The sequence below is a fragment of the Mycolicibacterium pyrenivorans genome (assembly GCF_025821625.1).
GTDB lineage: Bacteria > Actinomycetota > Actinomycetes > Mycobacteriales > Mycobacteriaceae > Mycobacterium > Mycobacterium pyrenivorans.
Window position 1 is genome coordinate 26680 of record NZ_JACKSH010000259.1, and the last position, 18785, is coordinate 45464.

Annotated in this window: 17 protein-coding genes and 1 pseudogene; 5 read left to right on the forward strand and 13 right to left on the reverse strand. The window is 67.9% G+C overall.

Going from position 1 to position 18785, the window contains the following annotated elements; translation table 11 throughout:
• The first annotated feature begins 102 nt into the window (after window positions 1-102).
• The 5 genes from H7I57_RS28680 (at window position 103) to H7I57_RS28700 (ending at window position 7173) form a co-directional block, all read left to right on the forward strand.
• A complete protein-coding gene (locus H7I57_RS28680) occupies window positions 103-261 on the forward strand; it encodes a hypothetical protein (protein WP_264027878.1) in 159 nt (52 codons plus the stop codon).
• A gap of 88 nt (window positions 262-349) precedes the next feature.
• Window positions 350-2845: a transglycosylase/D,D-transpeptidase PonA2 gene (ponA2, locus tag H7I57_RS28685; protein ID WP_264027879.1), complete on the forward strand. Its 2496-nt coding sequence runs from the start codon at window positions 350-352 to the stop codon at window positions 2843-2845.
• Window positions 2846-2936: 91 nt separating this feature from the next.
• Complete coding sequence (locus tag H7I57_RS28690; protein ID WP_264027880.1) at window positions 2937-3866, forward strand: alpha/beta fold hydrolase; 930 nt, start codon at window positions 2937-2939, stop codon at window positions 3864-3866.
• Window positions 3867-3958: 92 nt separating this feature from the next.
• Window positions 3959-5032, forward strand: a complete 1074-nt coding sequence (locus tag H7I57_RS28695; RefSeq protein WP_264027881.1) for a LamG-like jellyroll fold domain-containing protein — start codon at window positions 3959-3961, stop codon at window positions 5030-5032.
• Window positions 5026-7173, forward strand: a complete 2148-nt coding sequence (locus H7I57_RS28700) for a hypothetical protein (RefSeq protein WP_264027883.1) — start codon at window positions 5026-5028, stop codon at window positions 7171-7173. Before H7I57_RS28695 ends, H7I57_RS28700 begins: the two co-directional genes overlap by 7 nt.
• Before the next feature lie 64 nt (window positions 7174-7237).
• On the opposite strand, the gene H7I57_RS28705 is transcribed toward H7I57_RS28700, so the two are convergent.
• From H7I57_RS28705 to H7I57_RS28765, 13 genes and pseudogenes are all read right to left on the reverse strand, one after another.
• Window positions 7238-7636 carry a type II toxin-antitoxin system VapC family toxin gene (locus H7I57_RS28705; protein WP_264027884.1) on the reverse strand — a complete coding sequence of 133 codons (399 nt, stop codon included), beginning with the start codon at window positions 7634-7636 and terminating at the stop codon, window positions 7238-7240.
• A 92-nt stretch (window positions 7637-7728) separates the two neighbouring features.
• Window positions 7729-7884: pseudogene (locus tag H7I57_RS28710) on the reverse strand (type II toxin-antitoxin system Phd/YefM family antitoxin); the annotation flags it as partial.
• 185 nt (window positions 7885-8069) lie between these two features.
• Window positions 8070-8876 carry an SWIM zinc finger family protein gene (locus tag H7I57_RS33625; RefSeq protein WP_264027886.1) on the reverse strand — a complete coding sequence of 269 codons (807 nt, stop codon included), beginning with the start codon at window positions 8874-8876 and terminating at the stop codon, window positions 8070-8072.
• Complete coding sequence (locus H7I57_RS28720; protein WP_264027887.1) at window positions 8869-11895, reverse strand: DEAD/DEAH box helicase; 3027 nt, start codon at window positions 11893-11895, stop codon at window positions 8869-8871. The genes H7I57_RS33625 and H7I57_RS28720 overlap by 8 nt, the downstream gene beginning before the upstream one ends.
• Window positions 11896-12153: 258 nt before the next feature.
• Window positions 12154-12552 (reverse strand): PIN domain-containing protein, encoded by a 399-nt coding sequence (locus H7I57_RS28725; RefSeq protein WP_264027888.1) that lies wholly within the window; start codon window positions 12550-12552, stop codon window positions 12154-12156.
• Complete coding sequence (locus tag H7I57_RS28730; RefSeq protein ID WP_264027889.1) at window positions 12549-12809, reverse strand: type II toxin-antitoxin system Phd/YefM family antitoxin; 261 nt, start codon at window positions 12807-12809, stop codon at window positions 12549-12551. Before H7I57_RS28730 ends, H7I57_RS28725 begins: the two co-directional genes overlap by 4 nt.
• Window positions 12810-12874: 65 nt before the next feature.
• Entirely contained in the window at window positions 12875-14038 is a 1164-nt protein-coding gene (locus H7I57_RS28735; RefSeq protein ID WP_264027890.1) for a fatty acid desaturase family protein, read from the reverse strand.
• Window positions 14039-14192: 154 nt separating this feature from the next.
• A complete protein-coding gene (locus H7I57_RS28740) occupies window positions 14193-14348 on the reverse strand; it encodes a hypothetical protein (protein ID WP_264027891.1) in 156 nt (51 codons plus the stop codon).
• 102 nt (window positions 14349-14450) lie between these two features.
• A complete protein-coding gene (locus H7I57_RS28745) occupies window positions 14451-15473 on the reverse strand; it encodes a glycosyltransferase (protein WP_264027892.1) in 1023 nt (340 codons plus the stop codon).
• A complete protein-coding gene (locus H7I57_RS28750) occupies window positions 15470-16603 on the reverse strand; it encodes a glycosyltransferase (RefSeq protein ID WP_264027894.1) in 1134 nt (377 codons plus the stop codon). Before H7I57_RS28750 ends, H7I57_RS28745 begins: the two co-directional genes overlap by 4 nt.
• 169 nt (window positions 16604-16772) lie before the next feature.
• On the reverse strand, window positions 16773-17135 hold the full coding sequence (locus H7I57_RS28755) for a hypothetical protein (RefSeq protein WP_264027895.1): 363 nt from the start codon (window positions 17133-17135) through the stop codon (window positions 16773-16775).
• Between the two features lie 141 nt (window positions 17136-17276).
• Window positions 17277-17963 carry a hypothetical protein gene (locus H7I57_RS28760; protein ID WP_264027896.1) on the reverse strand — a complete coding sequence of 229 codons (687 nt, stop codon included), beginning with the start codon at window positions 17961-17963 and terminating at the stop codon, window positions 17277-17279.
• 74 nt (window positions 17964-18037) lie between these two features.
• On the reverse strand, window positions 18038-18667 hold the full coding sequence (locus H7I57_RS28765) for a hypothetical protein (RefSeq protein WP_264027897.1): 630 nt from the start codon (window positions 18665-18667) through the stop codon (window positions 18038-18040).
• Window positions 18668-18785: the final 118 nt, after the last annotated feature.

Consider the following 18785-nt stretch of genomic DNA (forward strand, 5'->3'; position numbering starts at 1 on the left):
CCGGTCGCTAGTGGACTCAACGCCGTTGCCGAGCATGCTGGACGGAGGGTCTCCGTCGTGCCACCGTGGACACAGCCGCAAAGTTCCGAGGAGGTGCTTTCCATGGAGCAGACCCAGCAGAGCCCGGCCCATCAGGAGTGTCCCGACTGTCATGCGCTCACGGCAGACCTGGCGGCGCACAAGCAGTGGCACGCCCGGCTCGTCCACGACATCGCCACGGCGGTCGACAAAGACGCGAAACGCCGCGCGGGCGCTCAGTAGCGCGGCCGGCCTCAGCGAGAAGTCACGGCGTTTGCGAGTCCCGCGCAATCCACCTCCCAGGTGCCGCGAACCGTCCTAAGCTGACCCCATGCGCGCCCAGGGTCGGGCAACGTGGGGGGCTGTCGCCAGACTGGCGGGCGCCTGCCTGCTTGCCGGGCTGCTCGCGGCCGCGCTGATGTTCCCGTTCGTCGGCGGCGCCGGGACGGCGCTCCTGCGCGTATCCGACTCGGCCACTGAGGAATCCACGCAACTGCTCGAGGGTGAGGTACCGATCGTGTCCACCATGGTGGACGCAGCAGGCAACCCCATCGCGTGGCTGTACGAGCAGCGCCGCTGGGTGGTGCCCAGCAATCGGATCGCCAACACGATGAAGCTGGCGATCATCTCGATCGAGGACAAGCGCTTCAGCGAGCACAACGGCGTCGACTGGCAGGGCACCCTGACCGGCCTGGCGGGCTACCTGCAGGGCACCGAGAGCACCCGGGGCGGGTCGACGCTCGAGCAGCAGTACGTCAAGAACTTCAACCTCCTTGTCAAGGCGCAGACCGACGCGGACCGGCGCGCCGCGGTGGAGATCAGCCCGGCACGCAAGCTGCGCGAGATCCGGGCGGCGCTGGCTATGGACGCGGCGCTGCCCAAGGCGGAGATCCTGGCCCGCTACCTGAACCTGGTGTCGTTCGGCAACGGCGCGTTCGGCGTTCAGGACGCCGCGAGGACCTACTTCGGCATCAACGCCGGCGAGCTCAACTGGCAGCAGGCGGCACTGTTGGCCGGGATGGTGCGCTCCCCCAGCTCGCTGGACCCGTATACCCACCCCGATGCCGCGCTGGAACGGCGCAACGTGGTGCTCAACACCATGATCGAGAACCTGCCCGACAAGGCCGACGAACTCCGCGCCGCCAAGGCCCAGCCGCTGGGCGTGCTGCGGCGGCCCGATCCGCTGCCGCAGGGTTGCATCGCCGCCGGTGACCGCGCGTTCTTCTGTGCCTACGCGATGCAGTACCTGGCCCGCGCGGGTCTGAGCGAGGAGGACGTGGCACGCAACGGCTATCTGATCCGCACCACGCTCGACCCGAAGGTCCAGGACAGCGTGAAGAACGCCGTCGACGAAGTCGCCGACCCCACCGCCGTCGGCGTCGCCAGCGTGATGAGCGTGATCAGGCCCGGCAAGGACGCCCACCGCATCCTCGCGATGGCGGACAGCCGCACCTACGGGCTGGACCTCAACGCCGGCCAGACGGTGCAGCCGCAGCCGTTCTCCCTCGTCGGCGACGGCGCCGGCTCGATCTTCAAGATCTTCACCACGGCCGCGGCGCTGGAGATGGGGCTGGGCATCAACGCCAAACTGGATGTGCCGCAGACATTCCGGGGTACCGGGCTGGGCGACAGCACCGAACCGGGATGCCCGCCGAAAACCTGGTGCGTGAAGAACGTCTCCGGATTCGCCAGCCAGTTGAACGTGACCGATGCGCTGGCGAAATCGCCCAATACCGCGTTCGCCAAGCTGATCGCCCAGATCGGTGTCCCCCGCGCGATGGACATGGCGGTGCGGCTCGGGCTGCGGTCCTACGCCGAGCCGGGGACCGCCCGCGCGTACGACCCCGAGACCAACGAGAGCATCGCCGATTGGGTCAAACGGCAGAACCTCGGATCGTTCACCCTCGGCCCACTGGAGCTCAACGCGCTCGAGTTGACCAACGTCGCCGCGACGCTGGCCTCGGGTGGTATGTGGTGCCCGCCCAGCCCGATCGACAAGGTCATCGACCGCCACGGCGGTGAGGTGGCCCTCGACACGGCGCCCTGCGAGCAGGCCGTCCCCGAGGGACTCGCCAACACGATGGCCAATGCGCTCGGCAAGGACCACACCGGCGGAACCGCTACCAGCGCCGCGGGCTCGGTCGGATGGGATCTGCCGATGGCGGGCAAGACCGGCACCACCGAGTCACACCGGTCGTCGGCATTCCTCGGCTTCACCAACCAGTACGCCGCCGCGAACTACATCTTCAACGACTCCCCGACGCCGTCAGGTCTGTGCTCGTACCCGCTGCGTCAGTGCAGTGACGGAAACCTCTACGGCGGAACAGAACCGGCCCGCACCTGGTATCTGGCGATGGAGCCGATTGCCGACGACTTCGGCCCGGTGGCCATGCCCCCCACCGATCCGCGCTACGTCGACGGCGGCCCCGGGAGCGAGGTACCCAGTGTGATCGGGTTGAAGTTCGACGCGGCGCGGAAGAAGTTGATGGACGCCGGTTTTCAGGTTGCAGCGGAACCGACGGCGATGAACAGCTCCTCCGCAAAAGGCGCCGTGGTGGGCACGAGTCCGAGGGGTAAGACCATCCCCGGCTCGATCATCACGATCAACACCAGCACCGGGATCGCCCCGGCGCCGGTGTACCGGCCGCCTCCCCCGAGCGCGCCGCCTCCCCCGCCACCTCCCGGGGAGGCACCGCCCCCGCCGCCCCCCAACGTCTTCGAGATCCCGGGGCTGCCGCCGATAGTGCTGCCGTGGCCGGCTCCGCCACCCCCGCCACCGCTACCGCCGCCTCCGCCACCACCGCCGCCACCACCACCTCTGGCGTGACGCCCGTGACGTTGAGGCTGCATCCTCGGCGACAAAGTGCGAGCACGCTCCGCCCTCATCGCAGTTACATTCACGTTGCGAGGTGACACCCATGACCAGTTGGATGCGGCACCCCTACCGTGTACCGCTCGTCGACAAGCCGCGCGCTGAAGGCCGCTTCTACCTTCCCGGAGGCCGACGCCTCGGCTACGCGGAATTCGGCGACCCCTCCGGAGACCCGGTGCTGTGGTTCCACGGCACACCAGGCGGACGCCGCCAGTTGCCACTGCTCGGTCGACGGGCCGCCGAGAAGCTCGGCCTGCGCGTCGTGCTGGTCGGCCGCCCCGGGAGCGGTCTGTCCGATCCGCACCCCTACGAGGCAGTTGCCGACTGGGCAACCGACGTCACGCATGTGGCCGACGCTCTCGGCGCCGAGCGCCTCGCGGTGGTCGGCCTTTCCGGCGGCGGCCCCTACGCGCTGGCCTGCGCCGCGGTGCCGCCCCTGGCCAGTCGCGTCGCCGCCGTCGCCGTGCTCGGCGGTGTCGTTCCCACCGTCGGCCCGGACGCCCTCGCCACCGGAGCCGTCGACCTCGCCCGCCGCTTCGCCCCAATCCTGAGCGGGCTGCGCCGACCCCTCGCCGGGACGATGTCGGCGCTCCTGACCCCCGTCCTCCCGATCGCGCACTACGCCTGCCAGGCCTACGCCATGACCACTCCCGAGGGCGATCGGCGAGTTCTGCACGATCCCGAGATGGAGGGCATGTTCATCGACGACCTCGTGCTGCTCGCCAAGGGCCGTTTCCAGGCCATCGTCGACGACGCCCGGCTGTTCGGACGCGACTGGGGCTTCCGGCTCGCCGACGTCTCTGCGCCGGTGCGCTGGTGGCACGGCGACGCCGACCACATCGTCCCGCTGCGGGATGCGCAAGCCGCCGTCGATCTGCTGCCCGATGCGGAACTCGTCCTGCGCTCAGAGGAGAGTCACCTCGGCGGCTTCGCCACCGCCGACGAGGTCCTGCGCTTCGTCCGTTCGCAACTCTGATGGCGATGAGCTGACCTGCGAAATCGGCCTGCGCATAGGACGTCCGTGCGCTAGCGTCGTCTCCAGCGGTAGCGGGCGCGGGGCGGGCACACATGGTTGATTCCTGGGAACTGATCCTTCACCACACCTACACGGGGACACCCGGGGTGATCTTCGACCACTCGCCGCGCCGTGGGAGCCACGGCACCGCCGTCAATCTCGCCGACGCCGACTTCCACACCGACGGAAGCACGTACGGTTCCGGGGCGGTCTCCTTCCACCCCGGCGCGAAGATCGTCGTGCCGGCGGAGGCGGGCTGGAACCCGCTGTCCGGCGTGCGCGCAGAAGTGACCTGCAGGTTCGACACCGCCGCGGGAATCGACGTGCTCATCGACGCCAAGTCGTTCTACTTCTACCGGCGTAGCGGCGCACTCGGCTGCTGGTTCGACGAGTCTCCGCACCAATACACCGACATCACAACGGATCTCAACGGCCTCGGCCCGCCGATGTCCGTCCCGGTCGGCCAATGGGTCCGGCTGGGCTTCATGCACGACGGCGTCTCGACCGTCGAGCTGTATCTCGACGGCGTCCCGGTCGCCCGGATCGTCCGCCCGCTGTGGCCGGTCAAGCCCACCGACGTCGTCGCCATCGGCGACTTCGTCACCGCCCCCGCCGCATCCACCACCGGCATGTCGGGCCGCATCGACGACGTCCGGGTGTGGCGGCTCGACCCCGACCGCGTCGCCCGCGCCTTCATCGGCCGGCCGATGGACCCCGCCACCGCCGAGTGCTGGGCCGAATGGTTCGAGCAGCTCGTCGCGGCGTTCGAGACGCTGCGGCAGGCCAACCCCGACTGCCCGAAGCGCATCGTCGACCTCGTCGGCGACGCCGCCCACAGCGGTCTGGCCGACGCGTTGACCCGCAGTCCGCAGAGCCGCTCGACGTGGCTGCAGGCGGCGGAGGACTACCAACAACATTGGGCGGCAGGCAACCTCGCGGCCATCGCACCGATACTCGCCGGCCTCACCGCGTTTCTGCAGCCCGAAGGCGTTGACCCGACACAGCATCCGGTGCTCCAGGAACTGCTCAACGATCCATGCTGGAAGCAGCTGCTGTCACTGGTGCCACCCATGACGTGCGACCCAGCCTTCACCGACCTCCTCAGCGGCGGAGCCGGCGCATGGTAGCCCGCAACCCCCTCACCTCCGGCAGCAGCATCAACAACGCGTTGTCGTACCCCACCGCCAGCATCACGCCCGCTCCCCACTCCCTGGTGCTGGCCTTCGTGGTGAGCTTCCGCCCCGCTCTCCAGGGGACGCCGTCGCCTCCCATCCTCTCCGGAAACGGACTGGTGTGGCGGCAGATTCAGACCGTTCTCGGCGGCACGCAGGCCAACCGTCGGCTCACCTGCTTCCGGGCGATGGGGCCCGCACCGACGGCGGGTCCGGTCACCGTCGACTTCGGCGATCAACTTCAAGACCTCTGCGCCTGGTCGATCGTCGAGTTCACCGACGTCGACACCGGTGGCACCGCGGGGGCTGGCGCGATCGCGCAGAGCCAGGTCGGGACATCGCCCGGGTCAACCGTGACGCTGACGCTCACCCCGTCGGCGGATCCCACCCGCAACGCGACGGCCGGCGCCGTCATGATCGAGCTCGTCAACAACGTGGCCCGGCAGGTGACACCGGGCGCCGGCTTCTCCGAGATCCACGAGGAGATGCCGCGCCAGAACCTCGGGCAGGGCGCGACACTGCAGACGCAGGCGGCGACCACCGGCCTCGCTGCCGCCGAATGGTCCTGGGCTGGAACGGAAGACGCCGCAGCGATCGTCGTCGAGGTCAAGGCGGCGCCCGTCACGGCACCCCCGCCACCCCAGGGGGATCCGAAGGAGGTTCTTGCCCGGCGATTCGAGCCGGTGTTGTTCTTCCACCCCGACGAGGCGTTCTTCCCCTCGGACGCCAAGCGGTACGTCGAAGCCGCGCAGTTGTGGACGGCGACAGCGCCGTTCGACAGCGCCGGCCGCTGGGGCGGGCCGCCCGGCACACCGTTTCCGCGACAACCCGAGGTCCCGGCAGGCCAGCTCCGCGGCCTTGCCACCGAGGGCGGAACATATCTCGGTGACCCAACGCTGCTCGCCGCCGGGCCCAACGACGAACGGTTCCTCGCCCTCGGCGGCTGGAAGGACAAGGACGAGGTGCACCACACCGGCGTGTTCCCCGGCAAGGTCAACGTCTACGCCGACCGCGGCGAGATCGCCGACCGGTACTCGACCGACCTTGAACCGAGCCGGTACTGGTATCACACCGAGTTCATCGACACCGGCCGCTTGACCAGACTCGCCACCCGGGTCACCACTCCCAACCTCAGCAGAATCGTTGCGCGGCTCAACAACCCGGCGCTGCTCTGTTACTACTTGTTCTTCCCAGCGCACGAGGAGTCCGTCGGCGACGGCGCCTGCCCGAACATCGAGGCGAAGGAGGTCGGTGGCCACGCGGGTGACTGGCAGTGCATCGCGCTGCTCCTCGAGGGCGACGGGACGGGCACACCGGAGAGCTTCACGCCGAAGTTCTTCGGACACACCGGGCTACGACCGGCCACGCCTCGTCCGCACGCGTTCGACGGCGAGGAACGCACGGTGATGAAGGTGGAGGCATGGCGGGCCGGTTCACCGGCCGCGCCGATCCAACCGCAGGTAATCGGCGACCACCCCCGCTTCTATGTCGCGCGGGGCTCGCACAGCCTCTACACCGCGCCCGGCCAACACGCCGTCTCGCCGTATCCGCACTCGGAACCCAGCCAGTGCGGCCGTTTCGACACGCCGCCGACGCTGCCCGGTGGGGATTCGTCCCCTACGCCCCCGGTGGGGGTCATCATGGCGAAGTTGGTGGCGGGCGGTCTTCTCAATGCCTTCGGTGTGGGGCTCATCGCGGCCTGGATCGAACTCGTGGGCTCAGCCGGCGGCGCCTTCCTTCCCGAGGACGCCCCTGGCGACCCACCGGACCCGGACCAGGCCCCCACGGCGGCGGGTGAGGGTCGCACCGTCAAGCCCGCGAACCTGCCGGCGTCCTACGAGTGGACTGATGTCCAAGACTGGCGGTCGCAGGAGGGGCTGGTGTCGAACGGGAGGACGTACGGCTTCCTCGTCGATCGCGCGACCCAGGTGTGGTGGCCGTCGGACGATCTGCAGGACGGTTTCCGTGGGCGCTGGGGCCAACGCGTGATCGACGACCCGGTGCCGCGGCGCTGTGGTTCGAAGTTCCCCGAGTACTGGAAGATGTTCCTCACCGCGGTGGCCGACGGAGACGCCACGGGCATGCTCACCCTCTAGTTCGATGAGGCGCTCGACGATGAGCTCGCCATCCGCGCGCGAACCCCGCCGCGTTCAGCGGAAATCATCTCACCGGGTCGGCAATGGAAAACCCGATCGCCGCAGCCACCGATTTCATGGTGGCGTCGTGCGTGACGATGACGAGGTCTTCGAGTCCGGAGCGAAGCGCCGACGCCAGGTGGATGGCGTCGAGCGTGCGGACGTGAGGAATGATCGCTTCCGCTTCCTGCAGGACGGCGTGGTCGAGCGGGATCGTGTCGACGAAGTCCAGGACGTGGTCTCGATCGACGACCGGCAGCCCCTCCCGTCGCAGAACGCGGGTGATCTCGGTCCTCAGGATGCGCGAGGACACAATGCGGTCGTCGCCGTTGCCGGTCGTGGTGTCGAACCATTGGGCTGCGGGGGGCGAATGGCCGAGCAGGATGCGTACCGCGACCGAGCTGTCGAGGAAGTGATACCTCACCACGGGCCCTTGTCGTCGTCGAGCAGCTCGTCGATGGTTGCTGCCGTGGTGAGTTCGTGTCGGGCGATGGTGCTGGTTCGAGCTGGCCCGCTCGATTTCCGGGGAATGAGCTTTGCCGAGGAAACGGCCGGAACGATGGTGCCGATGCGCCGGTGGTGCCTGGTCAGTGCGTATGATTCGCCGCCTTCGAGGTCGGCGATCATCGGAGCGGGGTTCTGGCGCAGCTCACCGACGGAGATCGACTTCATGCGGCCAGGATACCCGGAAATTGTCTACTATTGTCTAGCTCGGTTCGCCGGACACGGAGCCGCTCACGGCAGCGACGGTGACGGCAGTTTGATGCGCGCGGCAGCCACCACGCGCGAGGGATTCGGCGCGGTACGTCGTAGCACAGGCGATGGCGTTCGCCTGGTTGCCCGCCGCTGCATCAGCGTCAACTCGCCTCCAGCGCGCCGTAGACCGGCCGCAGAAGCTCGGCGATCGGATGCCCCCGAATCGCCAAACCCGTCTCGGGAAGCTGATCCAGCAGCAACGTCGACGACGTCACGGGCGGGGCCGGCAACTGCACCGCGGACTGCACCGTGAAGAATGACTCCAGGCAGTCCTCCAGCGGCCGCCACGAAGCCTGCGCGTGATCGGCCGCCGTGACGTTCGCCCGGGCGGCCTGCAGGTTCGCTAGCAGCACATCGCGCTCACGCCCGCGCCAGGCCAGGATGGCGAAGGGGTCTTCGTCGAACGACTCCGCCAACAGATAGAACACCGCGGCCAGGTGCTTGCACGGCACCGCCGAATCCGGGCACGAACAGTCCAAAGACAGGTCTCGGGGACTGGCCGGGAACAGCGCCAACCCCGCCGAAGTGAACACGTCTTCGATGTCTTCGGGCATCTCTCCCGACAGCAAAGCCGCGGTGTACCAGGCGTTCTCGACCAGCAGCTGCTCGATCTGTGTCCAGTCCGCCTTGCCGTACGCCGTGGTACCGATGCGCACCCGATACGGCTTGGCCCGGCTGCCCTGCACCTCCGCGGTGACTTGTCCGGCACTGACCTCCATCGCCAGGACCTGGCCCTGGCGAGCGTAGCTGCGACCGCGCTGCAGTCGGTTGCCGAGTCCGAACCCTTCGAGCACCTCGATGAACCGCCTCGACCACCATGTCTTGGCGATCGCGCCGCGCGTGCTCCGCGCTTTGATCCCGTCCGCGACCCGGATGGGTCTCGACGGCGGCGGATACCACCTAGTCACCGACCGCCCCTTCCGAGAGCGCGAACAGGGACCGCAATTCCCGCGTCGACAGCTCTGTCAGCCAGCCCTCGCCGTCCCGCATCGCCAGATCTGCCAACGCCCTCTTCTGCTCGATCATGTCGTCGATACGCTCCTCCAGAGTCCCCGTGCAGATGAACTTGTGCACCTGCACCTTTCGCTTCTGACCGATCCGGAAGGCGCGGTCGGTCGCCTGGTTCTCGACAGCCGGATTCCACCAGCGATCGAGATGCACGACGTGGTTGGCTGCGGTCAACGTGAGGCCGGTGCCACCGGCCTTGAGCGACAGGATGAAGATCGACGGCCCGGTGCCGGACTGGAACGCCGCGACCATCTCGTCGCGGCGCACCTTCGGGGTGCCACCGTGCAGATAGGCGACGTCCCGCCCGAATCGGGCCGACAAGTGCGGCACCAGCATTTCGGCGAACTCGGTGAACTGCGTGAAGCAGAGCACCCGATCCCCTTCGGAGAGGATCTCTTCGAGGATCTCGTCGAGCCGGATCAGCTTGCCCGACCGCTCGCCGATCGGTGACCGGTCGTGCAGCAGCTGGGCGGGGTGGTTGCAGACCTGTTTGAGCTTGGTCATCGCGGCGAGCACATTGCCGCGTCGGGTGATCCCGTCCGCGTCCTCGATCCTGGTCATCATGTCGTCGACCACCACCTGGTACAGCGAAGCCTGCTCGGCGGTGAGACGACAGTACTGCTTGATCTCGATCTTCTCGGGCAGGTCGTCGATGATCGTCGGATCGGTCTTGACGCGACGCAGGATGTAGGGACGGGTGATCGTCCGCAACCGCTCGGCCGGTTCGGTGTGGCCGTGCTTCTCCACCGGGATCGCATAGCGGGTGCGGAAGACCTCCGGGGTACCGAGCACCCCGGGGTTGAGGAAATCCACGACCGCGTACAGCTCGGCGAGCCGGTTCTCTACCGGGGTGCCGGTCAGCGCTACCCGGTGACCTGCGTCCAGACGGCGAACAGCCTTCGCGCCTCGAGACAATCGGTTCTTCACCGCCTGCGCTTCGTCGAGTACCACCCGGTGCCAGCGACGCTCGGCCAGCTGCTCGATGTCGCGGACGGCTGTCGCGTAGGTGGTGACCACCACATCGGAATCGGCGACGCGCTCGTCGAACGCATCCCCGCGGCACCGCCCACCGCCGTGGTGTGCGTAGACGCGCAGTCCGGGCGCGAACTTCGCTGCTTCGCGCTGCCAGTTGCCGACCAACGACATCGGGCAGATCAACAACGTAGCGCCCAGCGACGAACCCTCGCGCCGTTCGGTGGCTTCCAGCGCCAGCAGCTGGACCGTCTTGCCCAGACCCATGTCGTCGGCCAAGCAGGCGCCCAGTCCTAGAGTGGACAGGAAAGCCAGCCAGGACAGGCCGCGCTGCTGATACGGGCGCAACGTGGCGGTGAAGTCGGCCGGCGGCTCGCACGGCTGAAGCGTCGTCGACACGGCACCGTCGAGCAGATCGCCGAGCCACCCCTGCGCCCGCACCCCGACGACCTCAAGCGGCACTTCGGCTTCGTCGACCCCGGCGGCCAGGGCCAATACCTCGCCGACGGTGGCGGTGCCGGTTCTGTTGCGCTCCAGAAACTCCATCCCGCGTCGCAGCTGATCGGGATCGACGGCTACCCACTGGCCGCGCAACCGCACCAACGGCGCCTTCGCCGCGGCCAGTGCGGCGATCTCGTCATCGGTCAGGGTGTCGTCCCCGACCGCCAGATCCCACCGGAAGTCGACCAGCTGATCACGGCTGAACCGGCCGGCGCCCTCGACGACCCCGTCCACCGGGGTGCCCGCCGAGGCGGTCAGCCCCACCCGGCGGCGCCGATCCCACCACGACGGCAGCAGCACCCCGAACCCGGCGCCGTCGAGCAACGGGGCCACCGTCGACAGGAAGCGGTAGGCGCCGTCGGTGTCCAGATCCAGCCCCGTCGGTCGGGCGGTACGCAAACCGGGTGTGAGCTCCGGATAAACACGCACCGCGCGGCCCAATTCGGTGAGCAGCAACTCCTGCGGGCGGTCCAGCCAGCGGCGCAGACCTCCTTCGTCGTCCCACACCGTTGCGGCATCGACCAGCAGGCTCAGATCCGACGCCGACTGCAGCAGAAACTCCACCCGCCACCCGGGCTGACCGTCGTCGGTGTCAGTGTCGGTGAGCCGGAATGTCGCCCTCGCCGGGCCGCTCTGACTGGAACCGATCGCCTCCCAGGGCGCCAATTGCTCTGCCAGCACAGCGATATCGTCGTCGACCGCATCGAACCGACCGTCGGTACCCGACAACGCGGCCAGCCAGGCCTCCGCCGCGGGCAGTTGCCGAGGACGTCGGCCGCGCCGAGGCGGGGTCAGATCCAGCCCGGCCGGCAGCGCAGCCCGCACCGACGCATCGACCAGTGCTTCCACCGCTGAACCGACGAGGGCGTCCGGGGCGATGTCGGGTGAGTGCGCGCGGCATGCCGGCGGCATCGCGGCGGCCAGCGAGTTCAACGCGACGACGTCGTGTCCGGCGAACACCGGCCGCCACCGCGCCGTCGGCCCGAATTCGTCGACGGCGACGGTCGGCAACACCTGCCCGCATCGCGCCAGGCTCACCGCGAACTCGGCGACCGCGGCCAGGAAGCGCATCGTCGCGCCGTAGCGGATGTCGGTGCGCGCCTCGTCGAACACCGCCAACGCCTCGGCGGCGGGCAACCTCACCACCGGTACCGTCCACGGCAACAACGCAGGCGGGCTTTGCGGGGATCGTCGCGGCACCGCGCGGAACAACTCGGGAGAATCCAGCGGCGCCGTCCGCACCGAGGGCAACCGCAGGACCTCGGTATCGGCCTGTCCCCCGACCAACGCCGCCACCACGTCGGCGTGCGCGGCGAAGGGGTGCGGGCGGGCGGTGCGCATGGCCTGGCTGTGACTCTTCACGGTGCGGTCGGGATCCTCAGCCCACAGGCACAGTCCGCTGGTCGCCGCACCGCCGGGTGACCAGAACCCATGAAGCACCAGCATCCAGACCGACCCTCTCTCGCCGTTGCGCCGTGGACAGCCTGCCACGACACGGCGACAGCACGCGCGTCACTGCGTTGAGGGGTGAGACGCGATTGGTCAAGTCTGAAATGCGTGGGTTGGCTACCGCACGACGGGACTTTCGGCACGGGCGGCCCCAGGTCTGCGACTCAGGCGTCAAACACGATGCCATACGGCATGATTGGTAATCTTGCCGCGTGTTGACGGTTGATCTCCTCCGGGCTGAAGACGGCGGTGGGCTCACACACGAATAACAGAGAGACCGGCGACACCGTCGAGTGCATCGAAGTCTCCGGCCTGGGTGACCACCGGCAATCGGCGCGATGCGGCGACTGCTGCGATCCACAGGTCGTTGATACGCACGCGTCGGCCGGTCTCAGCGAGATGGACACGCATCCGTGCACACAGGCGCGCCGCGTCCTCGTCCACGGGTAGCGCTGCCAGGTCGGCAACCGCGTCGAGTGTGGCCAATCGCTGTGCTCGGGTATCGGCGGAAGCGGCGGCGAGGACACCGGCGTTGAGTTCGGCCACCGTGATCACGGTGGTGGCCACTTCGTCCGGGAGCCGCGAAAAGTCCAGTGCTCGACCGCTTTCGTGTGCAATGAACACCGACGTGTCCAGCACACCTGATGTGGTCACCGCAGCGGCCCGAGGTCGTCCGTGGTTTCACCTGCGAGGTCGGCGAGGTCATCGCGCAGTCCTGGGTCGGCCTGGGCCCGGCGAATGCGGCTCACCAGCTCATCCCTGCTGAGCCACCGACGCCGCGGAGCCTCGTAGGGGACCAGACGGGCAACGGGCCGGCCGTTGACCGTGACGGTGATGTCCTCGCCTGACTGGACGCGCCGGAGGAGGCCCGCTGTGCCATTGCGCAGCTCGCGGGAAGCGACTTCGCCCATGCGACGACCGTAGCACATTCGTAGCACAACCAGGGCGCAGCCTCAACGCGCGCAGACAAGCGGATTCAGGCCGCGCGCAACGCGGAACCCCGCCGCGACGCCACCCTCTGCTGACGCCGCTTGCGGCCGCGCGGCGAAATTGCAGCGACGTCCGCGTCGCGGCCCGTGCCGAAGAAGTTGTCCGGGAGTGCCAGCCGGTGGATGATCCGCAGCGTCGAACCGTACTGGTGGGCCAGTGATTCCGAGTTGTAGGGCAGGCCGTACTTCTCGCACAGCGGCCGCACCCGTGCGGCGATCTCGGCGAGGCGGTTGCTCGGCAGGTCGGGGAACAGGTGGTGCTCGATCTGGTAGCAGAGGTTGCCGCTCGCGAACCCCAGCAGCCGGCCGGCCTTGAAGTTCGCCGCGCCCAGCATCTGCCGCAGGTACCATTCGGCCCGCGTCTCGGTCTGCAGCACGTCGGTGGTGAATTTCTGTGTGCCGGCGGGGAAGTGCCCGCAGAAGATCACCACGTAGGCCCACAGGTTGCGCAGCAGGTTGGCGACCGCGTTGGCCCCCATCGTCCGGCGCCACCGCTTGATGCTCAGCGCCGGCCACAGCGCGTAGTCCTTGAACCCCTGGCGGGCGATCTTCCCGAGCAGCGCCTTGACCTGCTGGCCTCTGCCGGCGTTGGTCCGTTCCAGGTCGACGTCGTGCAGCGCGATCCCCCACTCGAATGTCAACGCCAGGAACAGGTTCTGCAGCGGCTGCAGCAGGTGTTTCTTCTCCCAGGGCTGGTCGCGGGTCACCCGCATCACTCCGAACCCGAGGTCGTCGTCCTCACCCAACACGTTGCTGAACACGTGGTGGCGGTAGTTGTGTGCCGACCGCCACTGCGAGGACACCGCGACCATGTCCCACTCCCAGGTGCTCGAGTGGATCTCCGGATCGTTCATCCAGTCCCACTGGCCGTGGGACACGTTGTGGCCGATCTCCATGTTCTCGACGGACTTCGCGAAGCCGAGCGCCGCCGTGCCCAAAGTCCAGCCGATCTTGGACCGGGTGCCGACGACGAGCAGCCGCGCGACGACGTCGAGCGTCCGCTGGAACAGGATGGTGCGCCGGATGTAGGTCGCGTCGGCGGCCCCGCGGGAGTTCTCGATGTCGCTGCGGATCGTGTCGAGCTCGCTTCCGAGGCTCTTGATGTCTGCGGCACTGAGATGGGTGTATCGGGCGATGTCAGTGATGGCCATGCATTTCCTAGGTAGATCCAGCCGAAGGGCGTGGATCCAACCCTGAAACCGAAAATGAGGTGCCGGCCCGGGCGGCTTTCACGTTGAATGCGGCGGCGGGTCGGCGTGTTGGTTCAAGAGTACCCGTCAGTAGCATCGGCAAACGCTCCGCGGCTCACGCCCCCGGAAAGGGGGCCGGGCCGCGGGGCGCGGCCACCGGATGGCGGATCGTCCTGCCGGACAGCCGACGGTTGTGCATGGGTTCGCGCATCATCTTCTGGTGCTCGATCTGCCGGATGAGCTCGTGCTTGGCCTCGTGCAGAGCACGCATGAGATCCGCGTCGGGGAAACGACGAATCCCGCACCGATGTGCACGACGAGCTCGCTCAGCGTGGGTCTTCGCTTGCCGGTCATCGCAACCTCACCACGGATATCATTGTGGGACAGGCGAATAGCGTCGAGCCTGCTGCAACGTCGAGAGCACCGCGAGCGTCGACTCCGCGCCCTGGTTGAGGTTCACCCGGTCGGCGTGCAACCCGTCGAACCCGCCTCCCGTTTGCGGATCCCACATGGGCAGACCCAGGTCGTTGTCCCCCTGGAACCAGGCGGCCGCCAGGCGGATGCCCTCGGGCCACAACGGCCGCGGATCGGTGGCCGCGGCGCGCGCGCACGCGTCGGCCAGACTGGCCACCTCGATCGGCTGCTGATCGAACGCAGGCCGCGTGTCCCCCGGTCCGTGGCCCCCGTCAGGCGTCGGCGAGAGATGCCCGTCGGCCGTTTCGAAGTTCAGCAGCCACTCCAGCAGATCCAGGCCGCGCTCCCGCAGCGCAGGGTCGTCCAGCGCCACGCCGGCGGCGATCATCGCCTCGGCGACCACGGCGTTGGCGTAGGTGAGTCGCGGCTCAGGCCACGGCCATTCGGCGTCGCCCACGGATGTCGAGACGGACGCGGCGTAGTCGGTCAGAAGTTTGCGTGCCGCCGGATGCCCGGGTTGGACGCTGAGGAGTTCGGCGGCGCCGATCGCCGCGAACGCCATCGCCCGCGGGTGCGGGGATCTGGCCTCGGCGGCACGCTCGAACTGGATCACGGCCAGCCGACGAACCATGCTGACGTCGCTGTGCGCGGCCGCGGTGCCGAGTCCCCAGACCGTCCGGCCCCAGTGGTCGTCGGTGGTCGGTTTGTCGGTCCAGTGACCACCGCTGGTCATCCGGTTGCGGCAGGCGCCGTCGAAGGACTGCGCCTCGTTCAGGAACGTCAGGGCCTTGCCGGCCAGGCCGTTGACCTCGCCCGTGGACTCGGGTTCCCGGGTGGCGACGACGAGCACCCTGGCCATGTCGTCGGTGCAGTAGCCGTGCTCGCGGCGAGGTTCGGTCAGGAGGGCGTGCTCGAAGGTGGCGCGGTGGTCGGTCATGCGCAACAGGTGCGCGAAAACCGGCTGGGGGGTGATGTCGGTCATGCAGCTGACAATCTTGCGGCCACGAGCCGTTGCGCCAGCGTGACGTAGGCGTTGGCGACGACGGGCCAGGCCATCGCCGGGGCGAGTTCGCGGGCCTGGGAGGCCATCGTGCCTGCCACCCGCGGATCGGTCAGGAGCCGGTGCAGGGCGCCCACCAGTGCGTCGGGGTCGTCGTGACCGACGACGGTGCCCGCGCCGCTGCCGAGTAGCTCGACGGCGTGGGGGAAGGCGGTGGCGACGATGGGCCGCCCGCTGGCCACCGAGTCCACCAGCACACCGGAGGTGACCTGGTCCTTGGAGTCGTAGGGCAGGACGACGACCGAGGCGGCCTGCATGAGCGTGGTGAGCGCCTCAGGGGTGCGGTAGGCGGAATCGAAGGACACCGAGTCCGCGACGCCGAGACGCTGCGCCTGCGCGATCAGACTTTCGCGATAAGCCTCACCCTGGGTGGCGAGCACCTTCGGGTGGGTGCGCCCGGCGATGAGGTACCGCGGCGGGTGGGGAAGGTTCTTCAGCGTGGCCATCGCGTCGATGACACGCTCGATGCCCTTGCCCGGGCCCAGTAGACCCCAGGTCAGGATCGTCGGCTGGCCCCTGCGCATCAGGGCGGCGGTCTTGGGCAGCGCCGCGCCGTGCGGGATGGTGGTGACCTTGCGACGGTCGACGGTGAAGCCGGCGTACAGCCGTTCGCGGGCCGCCTCTGACATCACGACCACCTGGTCGGCGAGTGCGAGGACCTCATCGAGCACCGAACGTTGGTGCGGCGTCGGGTCTTTCAGGACGGTGTGGGCAACGACGATGGACGGGACGTTCAGGCCCTTCATGATGTCGACGACCTCGTCACCGTCGGGACCGCCGTAGATGCCGTACTCGTGCTGGATGACGGCGACGTCGCGCTGATTGAGCAGCTCGGACGTCGCCGCGACCGACGGTGCGGAGCCGTTGACGAGCTCACCGACGACGTTCGGGCTCGCCGAGGGGGTCTCGTCGGCGATGCGCACGACGTTGACGTCGACGCCCCTCGCCGACAGACCGCCGGCCAGGGCCGCGCTGAACGTCGCGAGACCGCACGCTGTCGGCGCGTACGTGCTGAGGATGCCGAAACTCGGTAGGTAGGAAAAGCTTTGCATCCCAAAGGGAGCGGCTAAATGGTTGACCAACGATGGAGCATTCAAAATTATCCCGACCTGGGGCTGTTGCCACCGGCGTGACCGGCGTGTGTGAAGACTCGGGGAGACCAGCGCGAGTGCGCAGAAACTGATCCAAACCGGACTGCTGGGATTGCCAGCTGTGTTCAGTCTACACCCCACTGTCCAGACGTTCAGACCGCAACCAGGGCTGAGAAGTGCGAGAAGGCTTCGCCCGTGGCGCAGTCTCAAACCCGCCACGGGAGCGCACCGCCCGCTCCACACGCTCGAGGATCTGGAACCGCCTGTCGCCCTTGACCACACGGACGACAATCCACCCGGCGGAGGCGATGTACTGAGATGACCCTTCGCGGTGAGACCACAGCCACGCCATCGTCGCGCGCTGCTGCAGCGTCAGCTCGGTCAGTTTGGGTGCGTACACGTCGGGCAGCACTCGGCGGTAGAACGTCCGAAGCTCATAGCGGGTCAGCGCCCCGCTCGCCAGCGCCTCGCTGCCCAGGAAGACCCCCTCCATGACGGAAGGGTGGCATTTTCGCGGCCATCTCCCGCTGAATCCATCCACAGGCCGCGCTATCCATCCACAGCCGGCGTTGAGGCCGCGCCCAGGGCGACGAAGTGTGAGTAGGCTTCGCCGCCAACGCAGTCTGGACGACGGCTACATCAGATCGAAGCGTCCGTCACGCAGCCGCTTCGCGGCACGGTCGTCCACCAGTTCCATTCGATCCTCGGGATGCTTCCAGTAGTGCCGCACCAGCCAGTACAGCGCCGCACCACGCGGCAGGTAGATGTCGGCGACGCTGATGATCTCTTCGTGCCCGTCCTTCATCCGGAGTACCACCGCGCGTCGGGCCCTTCGTGATTCCGCATGGTCGGCGACGTCGACCACGTCGTCCCATTCGAAAACCCTGATCTTCAGGATGTCCGCATTCTCGATCAGGGCCGGTGTCAGCTTCACGTGCCCGATGCCGCCGCGGCGCCAGGCGGTGATCAAGCCGCCGATACCGATGAAGACGAGGAACCCCGTGGCCACAGGCCAAAGCGTCTGCGACATCCGAGCGTTCGCGAATTCGATGGCGCCGAAGGGCGCGAATACAGTGAACAGCGCGCAACTTGGTATTACCGCCGCTATGCCAATGAGCATGACGAGGGTGAACCGTCTGTCCGGCCAGATGGTGAAACCCGTTGCATCGCTTGTGGTCCGTGCAGTTGTTCGGCCAAGCGCGACCAACAGCATTGCCGCGATGAAGGTCAGCAGGAAGGCCGCCCACCCGGCCGTCACGGCTGTGGTCAAGTAATTGCCTCGGGTCGCTGCGGCTACGCCCAGGTAGGCATAGCCCGTCACCACGCCAACCGTTGAGACAATCGCCACCGCGAGAAACTTGTGCCCGCCGCGCCATCCCGCAGGCTCGGGTAGCTCTAATAGGGACATACGACCTCACCGATGAACCTGCCGAGTTTCGAGCCACCGAGTCCGCCGAAGAAGGCGAAGAGCATTGCCCCACCCGGAACTGTAATGGGCGCTGCGGGTCCACCGAACAGTCCCGCCGCAGCCCCGAGTTCCGCTCCGCCCCAACCGCCGCCGCCCCCGGCGACGCCCGCAACCAAAGCGATACACCGGTCCTTGCCCGAATCCGCCATCACCATGTCGAACACGGTCGTCGCTGCCGTCAGCGCCGGGCCGCCGAACTTCATTGTCTTGCCGATGTTGTCGACCGAATCCCCGGTGATCATCGGCAGTGACCCGCCGCGGGCAATGTGCTTCTCCAAACCCGACATGCCAGCGGTGGTGGCCATCGAAATGCTGTCGATCAACTCGACGGGGACCGCGCGGTGCCGGCCGTCTGCAGCCGTGAAGCCGGCGGTCCGGTATCCCGACGGGTCCATCGACATCGTCAAGTTGGAGCCGTCGGCATAGGTGATCGACGTGTAATCGCAGTCGTTGACCATCTCGTGCCATGAACTCGTACGCGCAACGAAGTTGCCCTCTTTGTCGAACTCTTCCATCATGAAGTAGTTCATCTTGCTCGCGTCGTCGTAGGGGTCCATGCGGTAGCTGACGGTCTTACCCTGGATTCACCGATGAGGTAGGGATGGGAGGCGGGTTGTAACAGCGAAATGCCCTGTCGTGGTGAAAGAATGAGATTTCTCGAGGATCACATTCAGC

What these genes read in the sequence shown, in the direction of transcription:
- H7I57_RS28695 (WP_264027881.1), top strand. Translation starts at nt 3,959, where the DNA reads ATGGTTGATTCCTGGGAACTGATCCTTCACCACACCTACACGGGGACA.
- H7I57_RS28700 (WP_264027883.1), top strand. Translation starts at nt 5,026, where the DNA reads ATGGTAGCCCGCAACCCCCTCACCTCCGGCAGCAGCATCAACAACGCG.
- H7I57_RS28745 (WP_264027892.1), bottom strand. Translation starts at nt 15,473, where the DNA reads ATGACCGACATCACCCCCCAGCCGGTTTTCGCGCACCTGTTGCGCATG.
- H7I57_RS28730 (WP_264027889.1), bottom strand. Translation starts at nt 12,809, where the DNA reads ATGGGCGAAGTCGCTTCCCGCGAGCTGCGCAATGGCACAGCGGGCCTC.
- H7I57_RS28750 (WP_264027894.1), bottom strand. Translation starts at nt 16,603, where the DNA reads ATGCAAAGCTTTTCCTACCTACCGAGTTTCGGCATCCTCAGCACGTAC.
- H7I57_RS28680 (WP_264027878.1), top strand. Translation starts at nt 103, where the DNA reads ATGGAGCAGACCCAGCAGAGCCCGGCCCATCAGGAGTGTCCCGACTGT.
- H7I57_RS28765 (WP_264027897.1), bottom strand. Translation starts at nt 18,667, where the DNA reads ATGGACCCCTACGACGACGCGAGCAAGATGAACTACTTCATGATGGAA.
- H7I57_RS28755 (WP_264027895.1), bottom strand. Translation starts at nt 17,135, where the DNA reads ATGGAGGGGGTCTTCCTGGGCAGCGAGGCGCTGGCGAGCGGGGCGCTG.
- ponA2 (WP_264027879.1), top strand. Translation starts at nt 350, where the DNA reads ATGCGCGCCCAGGGTCGGGCAACGTGGGGGGCTGTCGCCAGACTGGCG.
- H7I57_RS28735 (WP_264027890.1), bottom strand. Translation starts at nt 14,038, where the DNA reads ATGGCCATCACTGACATCGCCCGATACACCCATCTCAGTGCCGCAGAC.
- H7I57_RS28740 (WP_264027891.1), bottom strand. Translation starts at nt 14,348, where the DNA reads ATGCGTGCTCTGCACGAGGCCAAGCACGAGCTCATCCGGCAGATCGAG.
- H7I57_RS28690 (WP_264027880.1), top strand. Translation starts at nt 2,937, where the DNA reads ATGACCAGTTGGATGCGGCACCCCTACCGTGTACCGCTCGTCGACAAG.
- H7I57_RS28720 (WP_264027887.1), bottom strand. Translation starts at nt 11,895, where the DNA reads ATGCTGGTGCTTCATGGGTTCTGGTCACCCGGCGGTGCGGCGACCAGC.